We start from the raw sequence: 15109 nt of genomic DNA on the forward strand, positions 1-15109 counted from the left end.
ATCCAAAAATTGATGTTTGTTTAGTCTTCTAACGAAACTCTGTGAAGAGTGTCGAAGCTGTTATCTAGTTTTGAGAGAACATCTCTCTAACTTCATATTTGTCTAGTGGCGATAGCGAAGAGGTCACACCCGTTCCCATGCCGAACACGGAAGTTAAGCTCTTCAGCGCCGATGGTAGTTGGGGGCTCTCCCCCTGTGAGAGTAGGACGTCGCTAGGCAACATGAGAAAAAGCATTCACCTTTTGGTGGGTGCTTTTTTGTGTGGACTGGGACACTGTGGACTTGGGATTTAATCAAGTTAGTAGTGGCTTTAGTCGAGTTAGTTCTACCTTTAAACGAGTTAGCTGCGGCTTTAGTCGAGTTAGCACAACCTTTAATCAATTTCGCCCCCCATCCGCTTCAATCACTCTGTTCAAATTACTTCTTCTCCTCATCACAGCACCACCGCAGTGTCTTTCTACAAAGCTATTTCACGGTTTTCCATGAGAGAGTATAATGGAAAGAGATAAAAAAAGGGGATGTGACTTGAGATGGAGAAAAAGAAGCTCGAAACAAGATTAATACACGGAGAATATGATCGGAAGAAACATTATGGCAGCTTAACACCGCCATTGTATCAAACATCTACATTTACATTTGATTCAGCGGAACAAGGGGAAGCTCGTTTTGCTGGAATTGAAAGCGGTTACATTTATTCAAGATTAGGAAATCCAACAGTAGCGATCCTCGAAAAAGCGATTGCTGATTTAGAAGAAGGAGAAGAAGGAGTCGCCTTTGCTTCCGGAATGGCAGCTGTTTCTTCAATCTTACTTGCCCTCGTCAAACATGGAGAACATATCCTTGTTTCAGAAGGTGTGTATGGATGTACCTATGGCTTCTTACAGTTAGTCGATGATCGATATGGGATTGAGCATGATTTTATTGAAATGAGTGATGAGGATACGATTCGTAACCGGATTAAACCGAATACGAAAGTTCTGTATGTGGAAACACCGATCAACCCTACTATGAAGCTGATTGATTTGAAGATGGTTATCCGAGTTGCAAAGGAGAGTGGTGTCACAGTAGTCGTAGATAACACCTTTTGCTCTCCTTACTTACAACAGCCACTAACGTTAGGGGCAGACGTCGTCATTCACAGTGCAACAAAATACATTTGCGGACATGGAGATGTCATTGCAGGATTAGCTGTAGGTAAGGCTGCATTTATGCAAGTTGTTCGGGGGACAACGTTAAAAGATATGGGCGGGGTCATGGCGCCTTTTGATGCTTGGCTATTACTAAGAGGGCTAAAGACATTATCTGTACGTATGGATCGTCACTGTAGCAATGCTAAAGGGTTATATGAGAAGTTGAAGATGCATCCGATGATTAAATCTGTCGTATACCCAGGTGATCCTGACTATACACAATTTACGTTAGCTGAAAAACAAATGAAGCAGCCTGGGGGTCTAATCACATTTGAAATTGAAGGAGGTAAGGAAGAAGCTCAATCCTTCATGAATCATTTGAAGATGGTACAAGTAGCAGTGAGTCTTGGGGATGCAGAATCTTTAATTCAACATCCCGCTACAATGACCCATGCGGTTGTACCTTCAGAAAAACGACTGGAGATGGGAATCACAGAAGGCATGTTACGGTTATCCGTAGGGCTTGAAAATGTTGAAGACATTTGGGAGGATCTGTCCCAAGCCCTTCAAAAAACGGCTAGTGAGTTTACACCATCTAAGTAATACAAATATAAAGCCAAGATCTTATCTCAATGCTAAAGGTCTTGGCTATTTTTTTGTCCTCCCTGTAAGTAAATCTTCAAACAGAGAAGGAAGCTTTTGTTTTGATATAGTAAGGAAATGTTCAATGCACGGGAAGTCGTTTGACGAGAAGGAATGGAGAAGTTCGCACCACCATTCTGTTTCGTATCGACAGATCATGCTTAAGTTGTATAAAATCACATAATGCGCTAATAGCTCGGGCAGGGGGAGATAAGAGTCGCGGTCATTAGGCAAATAAAAGCGTTCGCCGTCTTGTAGGATCAAGTAAGGGTGTGAAGAGATTATTCGTCCATTTGAAATCACTGCACATTGATCTTTCACCTCTCCCTCAGCACGTATGTTCGACTCCTTTAGTAAAGCAAGAAATCGTGGCAGTTCCATCTCTAAATGACCAAGAGTGGAAGTGGGGATGGTAACATGGTCATCTGAAAAGGTGACTTCAGTTAGAGGCTTTGATCCATATAGTTTTTCAAATAGGCCCGCCATTGCAGGAATACGCTTTAGAACATGGTTTAATTTGTACTTCTCTCCAGTTAATTGTTTCACATGAAACATCTGTTCAGAAAAGTATGGAAAAAGACCTTCTTTTTGAACTTTTACTTCATCTTCCAAAAACGAATAATCTTGTTTTTTTCTCTTTCGGGCCGTTACACCGTGAGCAAGGACTTGTGTCGTGCCTGGGTATTCTGGATCTACCGTGAGTAGTGTTGCTTTCATCCATTGAACACAGCCGTAAAATAAAAGAACAGGCTGTGTTGATAGAGGGGCAATCTCTGACTGACTGACGTATTGTTTTCCCATTTCAAGATAATATAAAAAGGGATAGCCGTTTTTATAAGCAAGAGTACCGGCGTTTGGGACACCTAGTTCCTCATACTTTTCAGCTAGAAATGATTTTACGTAATCAATGGATTGAAAAGGGAGTAAAAAGGGATGTGATGTCATGGCTTTGACTCCTTTGTAAAAGACGCTGGAAATAAGAACACAAGTAGGATTGGGTAACTTTTGGAACCTGGCAATATTTCTTGACAGTAGTGTGTCCACTTGTTAAGCTACTAATAATATTTTGGGAAAATATTAAGGAGGAGTACGTTCATGTGGGAGGAAAAGTTTGGTAAAGAAGGGTTAACGTTTGACGATGTCCTGTTAATGCCGGCTCGATCAGAAGTTTTACCAAGAGATGTTAGCGTGAAAACACAGCTTTCCGATAAATTGCAACTTAACATTCCGATTATCAGTGCGGGAATGGATACTGTAACAGAAGCGGCTATGGCTATTGCAATGGCACGTGCTGGTGGACTAGGAATCATTCATAAAAACATGTCGATTGAAGAGCAGGCCGAACAGGTTGATCGCGTAAAACGCTCCGAGAATGGCGTTATAACAAACCCGTTTCATTTGTCTGCGGATCATCAAGTATTTGACGCAGAGCATTTAATGTCAAAATACCGTATATCAGGTGTACCGATTGCAGACGAAAACCAGAAGCTAGTAGGGATTTTAACTAACCGTGACCTTCGCTTTATTGATGATTATTCTATTAAGATTAGCGAAGTGATGACGAAGGACAATTTGGTAACAGCTCCTGTAGGAACCACGTTGGACGAAGCTCAAAGCGTGTTGCAGAAATACAAAATTGAAAAGCTTCCTTTGGTTGATGATGACGGTGTGTTAAAAGGCCTTATTACAATTAAAGATATTGAAAAAGCAATTGAGTTCCCTAACTCTGCAAAAGACAGTGCCGGTCGTTTAGTGGTCGGGGCAGCTGTTGGTGTCGGCGGAGATTCTGAATCTCGTACAGAGGCTCTAGTAGAGGCTGGGATCGATGTTTTAGTTATCGACACTGCTCACGGTCATTCCAGAGGTGTGTTGGATAAAGTGCGTGAAGTTCGTGAAGCCTATCGGGACCTTGATATTATTGCCGGTAACGTGGCGACTGCAGAAGCGACACGTGATTTGATTGAAGCTGGAGCAACGATCGTAAAAGTGGGAATTGGACCAGGATCTATTTGTACCACTCGTGTCGTGGCGGGAATTGGTGTACCGCAAATTACAGCTGTTTATGACTGTGCTACAGAAGCGCGTAAGCACGGGAAATCGATTATTGCAGATGGAGGTATTAAATACTCCGGTGATATTGTAAAAGCTCTTGCTGCCGGTGGACATGCTGTGATGCTCGGAAGTCTTCTTGCTGGTGTATCAGAGAGCCCAGGTGAACGAGAGATCTTCCAAGGTCGTCAGTTTAAAGTTTACCGAGGTATGGGTTCTCTTGGAGCTATGGAAAAAGGCAGTAAAGACCGCTATTTCCAAGAAGGTGAACAAAAGCTTGTACCGGAAGGAATTGAAGGACGTACCCCTTATAAAGGACCACTTAGTGATACGATCCATCAGCTTGTTGGTGGAATCAATGCTGGTATGGGCTATTGCGGAACACCGACGATTCAAGACTTACAAGATAACGGTCGCTTCATTCGCATTACAAATGCGGGGTTAAAAGAAAGTCACCCTCATGATGTACAAATTACGAAGGAAGCACCAAACTATTCCCTTTAAGGAAATAGGTAGAAAGATATAGATAGATAGGGGACTCCCCTATCTATTTTTTTATGTTCTTATGTGGTAAAATGACGGTTGTTACTCACGTCGTAACGGTGGTTCAAGATCGAAATAGAAGTGATAGCATAGCCTCTCTTGATTTTGGGGGGAGATTGGTTTTACTACTTAGCATGTATTCTTGAACGCGCACGTTTATTATAAATAGTTATGCATCAAGGAGAGGAAGAGAAAATGGGGAAGTTTAAAGTAACTGTAATGTCGTTTATGGCTTTTGTGCTCCTGTTCTCGAGTGTGTTCACATTCGCAGATTCAGCTGAAGCAGGCTATGACCCAGGGGTTGAGACTGCAATTTTATTGGATGCCGATTCAGGTAAGATTTTATTGGCCAAAAATATTGATCAAGCTTTGCCACCGGCAAGTATGACAAAAATGATGAGTGAATATTTGATTTTGGAAGCGGTCAACAATGGAGACATCTCGTGGGACCAAGAAGTACCGATTAGCAATCAAAATGCTGCTCTGTCCCATAGTGGGAGTTTATCAAATGTGATGCTTCGTACGGACGAAAGCTACTCGGTAAAAGAGTTGTATGAGTCAGTTGCGATTTACTCAGCAAATGCGGCAACAATGGCGTTAGCAGAATTAATCGCCGGTTCTGAAGGTGCTTTTGTAGAAAAAATGAACGAAAGAGCAAAAGACATCGGGATGGGTGAACCGATGCGCGAAGCAGGGAGCGGAGATCTTGAAAGTCTTTTTGAGCAAGGTGTAGGGGACTTTCAATTTGTTAACTCAACAGGCTTACCGAACAGCTTACTTGGGGACAACTACCCTCAAGGAACCGAGCCTAACGATGATAACTACATGTCAGCTCGCGCAGCAGCAACATTAGCATTTCACTTGGTAAATGATTATCCTGAAGTGTTGGATACAGCAAGTATTCCTGAGAAGATGTTCAAAGAAGGAACATCAGATGAAATCCGTATGCAAAACTGGAACTGGATGATCGAAGGAACCATGTATGCCGATCTTGATTATGAATATGCAGATGGTTTGAAAACCGGCTTTACGAATGCAGCCGGATATACGTTTACAGGAACAGCTGAACGAGATGGTAAACGTCTAATTTCCGTTGTCATGGGTGCAGATTCTGAAGCCCATCGTTTCCAAGAAACACAACGATTGATGGAGTGGGGATTTAATCAATTCTCAACAACAGAACTCTTTCCTGAAGGAATGGCAGCTGAAGGAGAAGAAACCGTACCTGTGTCTAAAGGGAAAGAAAGCCAGGTAGCTGTTTCAACCGAGGAAGCTGTATCTCTTATGATTCGTAACGGTCAAGAAGAGAACTACTCTTATGAAGTTGAATGGGACGAGTCTTTATTGAATGAAAATGGTGAACTACAAGCACCGATTGAAGCTGGGGAAGTAGTAGGTAAGCTCCACGTAGTTGGGGATGAGAATGATCCTGGATTCCTTGACGGTGAAGGAAGTGCCAGTGTAAACATCGTTACTGACGAGGCGGTAGAGAGAGCCGGATGGTTCTCATTACTCTTTAGAAGTATTGGTGGATTCTTTGCAGGCGTATGGACGTCTGTTTCCGATACTGTAACTGGTTGGTTTTAATACAGTTGTTCATAAATAATGATGCCCGGCGCGCGTAATGTGCCGGGCTTTATTTTAAAATGATACGGACTAAGTTAGTAACTCTTTTTATGTGACATGCTTTGTACGATTGGTAAGGGTAGCTGAACGCTAGAGGTCGTTTTAATACTAGTTATTTCCTAATTCTTTTCCATCGATATTTTGGGGTGTTTTCCGTTATAATAGATAAGGATAATCAGAATCCGAATTATTTGAAATTTAAGGTAATCTCGAAGGGGGATCATTCACAATGAAACAAACAGGTACAGATCGAGTAAAACGTGGGATGGCAGAAATGCAAAAAGGCGGCGTCATTATGGACGTCATTAACGCGGAGCAAGCTAAGATTGCAGAAGAAGCAGGCGCAGTTGCCGTAATGGCACTTGAGCGTGTGCCCGCAGATATCCGCGCTGCAGGTGGGGTTGCCCGTATGGCCGATCCATCAATCGTTGAAGAAGTAACAAATGCAGTAAGTATTCCTGTAATGGCGAAAGCGCGTATTGGTCACATTGTGGAAGCAAGAGTACTTGAAGCGATGGGCGTTGATTACATCGACGAGAGTGAAGTACTCACACCTGCTGACGAGGTTTACCACCTAAATAAACGTGATTACACAGTGCCGTTCGTGTGTGGAGCGAGAGACCTTGGAGAGGCTTCCCGTCGTATTGGAGAAGGGGCTTCCATGATTCGTACAAAGGGTGAGCCAGGAACAGGAAACATTGTAGAAGCGGTTCGTCACATGCGTATGATGCAGTCTCAGATCAAACAAGTGGTTGGCATGAGCGAAGATGAAATTATGACAGAAGCGAAAAACCTAGGTGCTCCGTATGATGTCCTTATGGAAATCAAGCGCACAGGCAAGTTCCCTGTTGTAAACTTTGCAGCCGGTGGCATAGCAACACCTGCAGATGCAGCGCTTATGATGCAACTTGGTGCTGATGGGGTATTTGTTGGTTCTGGTATCTTCAAATCCGACAACCCTGAGCGTTTTGCACGTGCTATTGTAGAAGCGACTACGCATTATGAAGATTACAAACTGATTGCCGAGCTTTCAAAAGGTCTTGGTTCTGCTATGAAAGGGATCGAAATTTCAACTCTTGAAGCAAAAGATCGTATGCAGGAGCGCGGTTGGTAAGTAAAGGAGCGACATCATGATCAACATTGGAATTTTAGCTCTTCAAGGAGCCGTTCGTGAACATGCGAAAGCTCTTGAAGCATCGGATGTAAACGTGATTGTTGTAAAAAGGACAGAGCAGTTGGACGAGCTTGACGGCCTTGTTTTTCCGGGCGGTGAAAGTACGACAATGCGACGTCTCATTGATAAATACGATTTTTTTGAACCATTAAAAGCCTTTGCAGAATCAGGCAAACCGATGTTTGGGACTTGCGCGGGAGCGATCCTAATGGCGACGGAAATAAAAGGACAAGACGATCCTCACCTTGCAGTGATGGATATGACAGTCGAGCGAAATGCCTTTGGTCGTCAGCGGGAGAGTTTTGAAACGGCCTTGAATGTGAACGGTGTAGGCGAAGATGTCCACGGGGTATTCATTCGTGCGCCGATCATTGAACGGGTTGGTCCTTCAGTAGAGGTTTTAAGTGAGTACGAAGGGGACATTGTGGCGGCGAAACAAGGTCAATTCCTTGCATGCTCTTACCACCCTGAACTCACAGATGATGATCGTATGCATCAGTACTTTGTACAGATGGTGAGAAAAAATCAAGTCCTTGCTTGATTAAAAACTCTCCGATCGGTTATGATAGGAATACAAATTATATTGAACGACAGTGAAGGGAAAAAGTAACGAAGCATGTTTTGCCCAGAGAGTCGGTGGTGCTGCAAACCGATCAAAACCGTTTCGAGAATCCATCCCGGAGTCAGGTAGTTGAACACGAGTAGATTACCTCGGTCTCGTCGGCCGTTACAAACGATGAGTGGAAAAGAGGATTAGAATGCCTTTTTTCAACAAGGGTGGCAACGCGGGTGAACTCTCGTCCCTATTAGGGGACGGGGGTTTTTTGTGTTCTCATTTCCTTTCACTGTTATTACTGCTGTTTTCGGATGCTGCTATAAAACAAGTTAGAAGGAAGCCGAAGCCCCGAGACTCCTGTGGCTGTGGGAGCTAGGCAAGACCCCACAGGGCCTCGCCCGAGGAGGCTTGCCAGCACCGCCACGGATAGCGAAGGGAGCATAGGCTTCAACAACATTGTAAGTAAATGAAGAGGATATTTATCCGAATGAATCAATCCGAAACCAGCTTAAAATAAGAGGAGGAATCACGCATGTTAGATGTAAAACTGCTGCGTAAAGACTTTGAAAACATTAAAGAAAAACTAGCTCACAGAAATGAAGACATTAGTGACCTTGATCGCTTTGAGGAGCTAGATGTCACAAGAAGAGAGCTCATCCAGAAAACAGAAGAGCTCAAAGGCCGAAGAAATACGGTCTCTCAAGAAGTATCCCAATTAAAACGAGAGAAAAAAGATGCCGATCATTTAATTAAAGAAATGAAAGAAGTGTCTACAACGATCAAAGAGCTTGATGACAAGCTTCGTACTGTTGATCAGGAACTTGAGCAACTACTGTTAACGATCCCGAACATTCCTCATGAAAGTGTTCCGGTGGGTGCCGATGAAGATGACAACCAGGAAGCTCGTAAATGGGGAGAGATTCCGAACTTCACCTATGAAGCGAAGCCTCACTGGGATCTTGCCACTAACTTAGGAATTTTAGATTTTGAAAGAGCATCAAAAGTGACAGGAAGCCGCTTTGTTTTTTACAAAGGACAAGGTGCGAGACTGGAGCGAGCTCTGATCAACTTTATGATGGATCTTCACGAAGACGAGCATGGTTACGAAGAAGTGATGCCTCCTTATATGGTAAACCGCGACAGCATGACAGGTACCGGTCAACTGCCGAAGTTTGAAGAAGATGCGTTTAAAATCCGAGAAGAAGAATACTTCTTGATTCCTACAGCTGAAGTGCCTGTAACAAACATGCACCGTGATGAAATCATTGACGGAGATCAGCTTCCGATTGCATACACAGCATATAGCGCGTGCTTTCGTTCTGAAGCTGGATCTGCTGGAAGAGATACAAGAGGGCTAATTCGCCAACACCAATTCAACAAAGTCGAGCTTGTTCGTTTTGTAAAGCCAGAAGAGTCTTATGAGCAGCTGGAGCTTTTAACTTCTCATGCTGAAAAAATTCTTCAGCTTTTAAACCTTCCATACCGTGTGATGAACATGTGTACGGGAGATCTAGGCTTTACAGCTGCCAAGAAGTACGATATTGAAGTATGGATCCCAAGTTATGAAACATACAGAGAGATCTCTTCTTGCAGTAACTTTGAATCTTTCCAAGCTCGTCGTGCCAACATCCGTTTCCGTCCAGAGGCAAAAGGAAAGACGGATTACGTTCATACACTAAATGGATCTGGTCTTGCGATCGGCAGAACTGTCGCTGCAATTCTTGAGAATTACCAACAAGAAGACGGAAGTGTCATCATTCCGGAAGTGTTAAGACCGTATATGGGTGGAAAAGAAGTGATTAAGTAAATACAATAGACCTCCAACGAGCAGGATCTCGTTGGAGGTCTATTTTTATAGGAATATAAAACTCATGTTTATACGAAAGGTGAGTCTATTGTGCTACCTGCTATGTTTTATTAAGAAAATATTAACGAAAATCAATTTCTCATATTAGCATACCAAAGTGAAACCTATAAATAGAAGCATTCAAGGGGAAAATCAACTAGTCATAAAGACATAGAAGAAAAGAAAAGCCGATGTCGAAAAAGAGATATTGAATTGATTGTAAGGAGATGTAACATATAAATTTTTATTCATAAACTTGAATTTTAATTTACAAAACAGTGCAAAAAGTCGCATAAATTATAAATATACGACAGCATCTATATCATAATTATTCCAATACCTTCGATTTCCGAAGTATTTAAAGATAAAAAATTTTTAGAAAACTCTGTACTTGTTGTTATCTATATGATACATTAATGTCATTAAATAGAGATATGTCTGATACATAGATTTACCGGTTGAATGTCTTTAGAAAATTTATACTCATATCTGTATAAACTATCACTTTATATCAAATCTGTTATTTTGATATAAAAAGACGGAGCTACTGGGAAAAAGATGGGGTGAGCTTGTGCAGCGTAGTGAGCATTTACTAGAAGTGAAAGGCCTTAAAACGTATTTTTACATGGAAGGTGACCGGGTAGCGAAAGCGGTTGATGGTGTAGACTTTTATATTGATCGTGGAGAGACGCTGGCTTTAGTAGGAGAGTCCGGGAGTGGTAAAAGCATTACCTCTCTATCTGTCATGAGGTTGATACCGGAACCTCCAGGTAAAATTCTTGAAGGTTCTATCAAGTTGGACGGGAAAGAATTACTTTCGTTATCGGATGGGGAAATGAGAAAAGTCCGAGGAAACGACATGGGTATGATCTTCCAAGAGCCAATGACTTCGTTGAACCCTGTTTTTACAATCGGAAACCAAATTGCAGAGACTCTGATCAAACATAAAAAGATGACAAAAAAACAAGCCTATAAAAAAGCGGTTGAGCTACTCAAAATCGTTGGGTTTGCAAGGGCCGAGGATATTGTGAATGAATACCCTCACCAGTTATCAGGTGGGATGCGTCAGCGTGCCATGATTGCCATCGCCATGAGTTGCGATCCGAAACTACTCATTGCAGATGAGCCGACAACGGCACTGGATGTAACGATTCAAGCGCAAATTTTGGACCTTATGATAGATATGAAGGAAAAGTTCGATTCTTCTATTCTACTCATTACGCACGACTTGGGTGTCGTAGCTGAAGTAGCGGACCGGGTTATGGTTATGTACGGCGGTCAAATAGTAGAAGAAGCAAGAGCGGATGAGCTGTTTACAGATCCGCAACATCCATATACGAGAGGGCTTTTGGGAAGCATCCCGAATATCGATGCAGACGTAGAGCGGTTGGAGTCGATTAAAGGACAAGTTCCCCCGGCACACCGATTCCCACAAGGCTGTCGATTCGCACCTCGCTGTGAACACGCCATGGATATCTGCCGTGAATCCAATCCGGAGTTATTAGAAACAAAATCAAAACACAAAGTGCGTTGTTATCTCTACGAGCCATTGAGTGGAGAAGGAGGACAAAGTCATGGAACAACATCGAGAGAAGCTATTAGAAGTACGAAATCTTAAAAAGTACTTTCCTGTAAAAGGGGGAGTCCTTCAACGAACAGTAGGTCACGTCAAAGCTGTTGATGATATTAGCATTGATGTCTATAAAGGTGAAACGTTAGGGATTGTAGGCGAGTCCGGTTCCGGGAAGTCTACGCTCGGTCGTACGATCTTACGCCTTCTGGATCCTACTGAAGGCGATGTAATCTTTGAAGGAAACAGCATTGGTGACCTTAAACAAAGCAAGATGAGAAAGTATCGTCAGGACATGCAGATGGTCTTTCAAGACCCGTTTGCTTCACTTAACCCTAGAATGAGTGTCGGTGAAATCATTGAAGAGCCGATGGTTGTCCAAAAAACAATGTCAAAAAAAGATCGCAAACAAAAAGTAATCGACCTTCTTCACAAAGTCGGATTGCCTGCTGAAGCAAGAGAGAAATATCCTCACGAGTTCTCAGGAGGTCAACGACAGCGGATCGGAATCGCGAGAGCGCTTAGTATGAATCCGAAGTTCGTCATCGGAGACGAGCCAGTATCCGCTCTTGATGTGTCGGTTCAATCTCAGGTTTTAAACTTGATGGAAGACCTTCAAGAAGAATTTGATCTTACTTATTTGTTTATTGCCCATGATTTGAGTGTTGTTAAACATATTTCTGATCGAGTAGGTGTAATGTACCTAGGTAGAATGGCAGAAATCGGTCCAAAGAAGCTCATTTATGATAATCCGCTTCACCCTTATACAAAGGCGTTGTTATCTTCTGTACCCGTTCCCGATGTCACGAGGAGACGAGAGAAGATCAAGTTAAAAGGGGAGCTTCCGAGTCCGTCGAATCCACCGACTGGGTGCTCATTCCATACACGATGCCCTGAAGCGCATGAACGTTGTAAAGTTGAACGTCCCGAGTTGGTCGATCAAGGTGAAGGTCAATACGTCGCTTGTCACTTATACAGTAAAGAAAAATAAAGAACGAAGGCGCTTTAAGGAGGTGAGGTAAGGGAGAGGAGATTTTTGGGTTTTGAGTTTTTGTAATTTTAAAAATATTAAGGGGGTAACACAATCATGAAGTTTAGTAAATTTTGGCTTATGTTAATCTTGTCTTTATCACTTGTGTTTGTATTGGCTGCATGTGGTGACGACGAAGAAGCTTCCGGTGATACGGAAGAGGATGATACTGCAACTGAAGACGATGCAACTGAAGATGATGGTGAAGATGCAACAGAAGAAGATGATGATGCTGAAGAAGGAGATTCAGGAGAAGCCCAACAAGGTGGAACAATCACTGCGGGTATGTATTCTGCTCCAGGTCACCAATTCAACCCATTATTCTACTCCGATGCTTATGAAGCTAACATCTTAAGCTTCACGCACGAATCCCTAGTTCAACTTAATGAAGAACTAGAATATGAGCCATCCCTTGCCCACGATTGGGAAATTAACGATGACTTTACTACAATCACATTCCACCTTAACGAAGGTGTAAAATGGCACGACGGTGAAGATTTCACTGCTGATGACGTTTACTTTACTTATGCAACAATCGCTGATCCTGACTACGTTGCTACTGGTGGAGTTCGTACAAACTACGTAGTTGGATTAAAAGGTTATGAAGAGTATGTAAATGGTGAAACTGACGTATTTGAAGGTGTAGAAGTCATTGACGACCACACTGTAGCATTCCACTATGAAGAAGAAAACATCAAAATGCTTTTTGATACAAGCTTTATCATTGTACCTGCTCACCCATTTGAAGGTATGGAAATCTCTGAGATTCCAGACTCTAGCGCTTCTCGTGATGCTGGTGAAGTTGTAGGTACTGGACCTTACCATCTTTCTGACATGATCGAAGGAGAGCAATATGTCCTTACTGCTTTTGAAGATTACTGGCAAGGAACGCCATACCTTGATGGCATCACTTGGCGTGTCATTCAGCAATCTGTAATGCCTGGCCTACTTGAGAGTGGCGAGCTTGACATGATCGCTGAGCCTAACGGTGTACCTGCTTCAGACTTTGAGCGTGTTGATGGTCTTGAGAACATCACAACGTTTGAAACACAAGACTTTGGTTATCAGTACATGGGCTTCAAGTTCCACCACCGTACAACGGAAGATGTTGAAAGTGGAACAATCAACCCTGACAACTGGGTAGAAAACGAAAAACTATCTGACGTACGTGTACGTCAAGCAATTGTAAGTGCAATCAACCGTCAAGGGATTGTAGACGGACTTCTTTATGGCCTTGGTTCTGTAATGGAAGCTCCATTCCCAGAAGCTTCTTGGGCTTATGACCCGGATGCTGTAACTGAGTATCCTTATGATCCAGACCGTGCAAACGAACTTCTTGATGAAGCTGGATATGTTGACGTAACTGGTGACGGTATGCGTGAAGATCCAGATGGTAACGAGTGGGTTCTTAACCTTGACTACCCAACTGGAAACGAAGTGCGTGAGCGTACAGCTCCAATCATCGCTGATGAGCTTGGTGAAGTTGGAATCAATGTTAACCTTCGTCAACCACGTGAAGCTGGTCCTCACTTTGACGCAATTGAGCAAGATAACAATGACTTTGATCTTTACCTAGCTGGTTGGAGCCTTGCTGTTGGTGATCCGGACCCTGCGGGAATCTGGCAATCCACTGCAGCTTACAACTACACTCGTTGGAACGATGAAACATCTGATGAGTTAATCCGTAAAGCTGTAACTGCACCGGATGCATTTGAGCAAGACTACCGTGCAGAAGTATATAACGATTGGGCTGCCCACGTATCTGAAGAGGTACCAATGGTATTCCTATACTCTGCTGACAACATCTATGCTTATAACTCTGCTTTACAAAACGTAAAAGAATTGCCAGCTGGAATCTACCAAGATTCTCACCTCTGGTATTTAGCACAATAATTGTAGTGTCATGGTAAAGAGGTGTGCGGCCCTCGGTCGCACACTTACTTTTTACCTGGTGGGAGGAATTTTGAATGCACAAATATATCATTCGTCGAGTATTGCAGTTTATTCCGATGCTCTTCCTTGTCACAGTTCTTGTTTTCGGACTAGCTAAAGCAGCTCCCGGAGATGTGTTATCAGGTGAGATGTTGGATCCTAATATTCCACACGAAGTGTTGGAGCAACGAAGAGAAGCTCTTGGCTTAAACGATCCGATTCATATTCAATATTGGAACTGGCTTTCAGCTGTTGCCCAAGGAGATCTTGGAACGTCTATGCAATATGCGAACAGACCGGTTATGGATTTGATTCAAGCGAGGGTTATGAACACCGTTTATTTAGCTATATTCTCTCTTGTTGTTACGTTGGCAGTTGCGATCCCGATTGGAATTTATTCTGCACAAAGAAAGTATTCATTGTTTGATTATGGAGCTACGACCTTTGCCTTTTTAGGTCTGGCCACACCGAACTTTTTTGCCGGATTACTCGCCATTTGGTTGTTAAGCTTCCAATTTGGTTGGTTTCCTGCACAAGGAACCACCTCGGCCGTGGGGTTAAGCGGGTTCGAACTATTTGTAGATAAACTCAGACACCTGGTGTTACCTGGATTTACATTAGGCCTGGCCAGTACTGCTGTATACATGAGGTATATGCGTACCGAAATTCTAGAAATCAAAGGTAGTGACTTCATTCGAACCGCCCATGCAAAAGGACTTACGAAGAATTCAGTGTTGTACAAGCATACGCTTAGAAACGCACTTATTCCAATTATTACGTTACTCGGATTTGAATTCGGATTCTTGCTCAGTGGAGCTGTTATTACGGAAGCGGTTTTCAACTATCCAGGTATTGGAACGTTATTCCTAAACTCCATTAGTAATCGGGACTATCCGGTAATAATGGCAATCAACTTAATTCTTGCTGTAACGATATTACTTGGAAATCTTTTAGCGGATATCTTCTATGCTGTTGTCGATCCGCGTATTCGCTACGATTGAGGTGAAAGCT

At 42.9% G+C, this 15109-nt stretch carries 11 protein-coding genes, 1 rRNA gene and 1 other annotated feature; of the genes, 11 read left to right on the plus strand and 1 reads right to left on the minus strand.

Going from position 1 to position 15109, the window contains the following annotated elements; genetic code table 11:
- Positions 1–101: 101 nt before the first annotated feature.
- Both rrf and megL read left to right on the plus strand, forming a co-directional pair.
- Positions 102–218: ribosomal RNA gene (gene rrf, locus G476_RS0102900) — 5S ribosomal RNA — on the plus strand.
- A 312-nt stretch (positions 219–530) separates the two neighbouring features.
- Entirely contained in the window at positions 531–1733 is a 1203-nt protein-coding gene (megL, locus tag G476_RS21145) for a methionine gamma-lyase (protein WP_035186040.1), read from the plus strand.
- A gap of 45 nt (positions 1734–1778) precedes the next feature.
- Here the strand turns inward: megL and G476_RS0102910 are convergent, their stop codons facing one another.
- On the minus strand, positions 1779–2717 hold the full coding sequence (locus G476_RS0102910; RefSeq protein ID WP_026688764.1) for a YaaC family protein: 939 nt from the start codon (positions 2715–2717) through the stop codon (positions 1779–1781).
- Positions 2718–2867: 150 nt separating this feature from the next.
- Here G476_RS0102910 and guaB point away from each other — a divergent pair, with 150 nt between their 5' ends.
- The 9 genes from guaB (at position 2868) to G476_RS0102955 (ending at position 15099) form a co-directional block, all read left to right on the plus strand.
- Positions 2868–4325, plus strand: a complete 1458-nt coding sequence (gene guaB, locus G476_RS0102915) for an IMP dehydrogenase (RefSeq protein WP_026688765.1) — start codon at positions 2868–2870, stop codon at positions 4323–4325.
- A 234-nt stretch (positions 4326–4559) separates the two neighbouring features.
- Positions 4560–5951 carry a D-alanyl-D-alanine carboxypeptidase family protein gene (locus tag G476_RS0102920; protein WP_026688766.1) on the plus strand — a complete coding sequence of 464 codons (1392 nt, stop codon included), beginning with the start codon at positions 4560–4562 and terminating at the stop codon, positions 5949–5951.
- Between the two features lie 268 nt (positions 5952–6219).
- Positions 6220–7104 carry a pyridoxal 5'-phosphate synthase lyase subunit PdxS gene (gene pdxS / locus G476_RS0102925; protein ID WP_026688767.1) on the plus strand — a complete coding sequence of 295 codons (885 nt, stop codon included), beginning with the start codon at positions 6220–6222 and terminating at the stop codon, positions 7102–7104.
- Positions 7105–7120: 16 nt separating this feature from the next.
- Complete coding sequence (gene pdxT, locus G476_RS0102930) at positions 7121–7705, plus strand: pyridoxal 5'-phosphate synthase glutaminase subunit PdxT (protein WP_026688768.1); 585 nt, start codon at positions 7121–7123, stop codon at positions 7703–7705.
- Positions 7706–7748: 43 nt separating this feature from the next.
- Positions 7749–7972, plus strand: a binding site (T-box leader).
- A gap of 280 nt (positions 7973–8252) precedes the next feature.
- A complete protein-coding gene (gene serS / locus G476_RS0102935; protein ID WP_026688769.1) occupies positions 8253–9527 on the plus strand; it encodes a serine--tRNA ligase in 1275 nt (424 codons plus the stop codon).
- 664 nt (positions 9528–10191) lie between these two features.
- Positions 10192–11184 (plus strand): ABC transporter ATP-binding protein, encoded by a 993-nt coding sequence (locus tag G476_RS21150; RefSeq protein WP_051314630.1) that lies wholly within the window; start codon positions 10192–10194, stop codon positions 11182–11184.
- Complete coding sequence (locus G476_RS0102945; protein ID WP_026688770.1) at positions 11141–12127, plus strand: ABC transporter ATP-binding protein; 987 nt, start codon at positions 11141–11143, stop codon at positions 12125–12127. Before G476_RS21150 ends, G476_RS0102945 begins: the two co-directional genes overlap by 44 nt.
- Positions 12128–12223: 96 nt before the next feature.
- Positions 12224–14059: a peptide-binding protein gene (locus tag G476_RS0102950; protein WP_026688771.1), complete on the plus strand. Its 1836-nt coding sequence runs from the start codon at positions 12224–12226 to the stop codon at positions 14057–14059.
- A gap of 74 nt (positions 14060–14133) precedes the next feature.
- On the plus strand, positions 14134–15099 hold the full coding sequence (locus tag G476_RS0102955) for an ABC transporter permease (protein WP_026688772.1): 966 nt from the start codon (positions 14134–14136) through the stop codon (positions 15097–15099).
- The last annotated feature ends 10 nt before the right edge of the window (positions 15100–15109 follow it).

The organism is Alteribacter aurantiacus DSM 18675 (assembly GCF_000429705.1).
In the GTDB taxonomy this organism is placed as follows: Bacteria; Bacillota; Bacilli; order Bacillales; family Salisediminibacteriaceae; genus Alteribacter; species Alteribacter aurantiacus.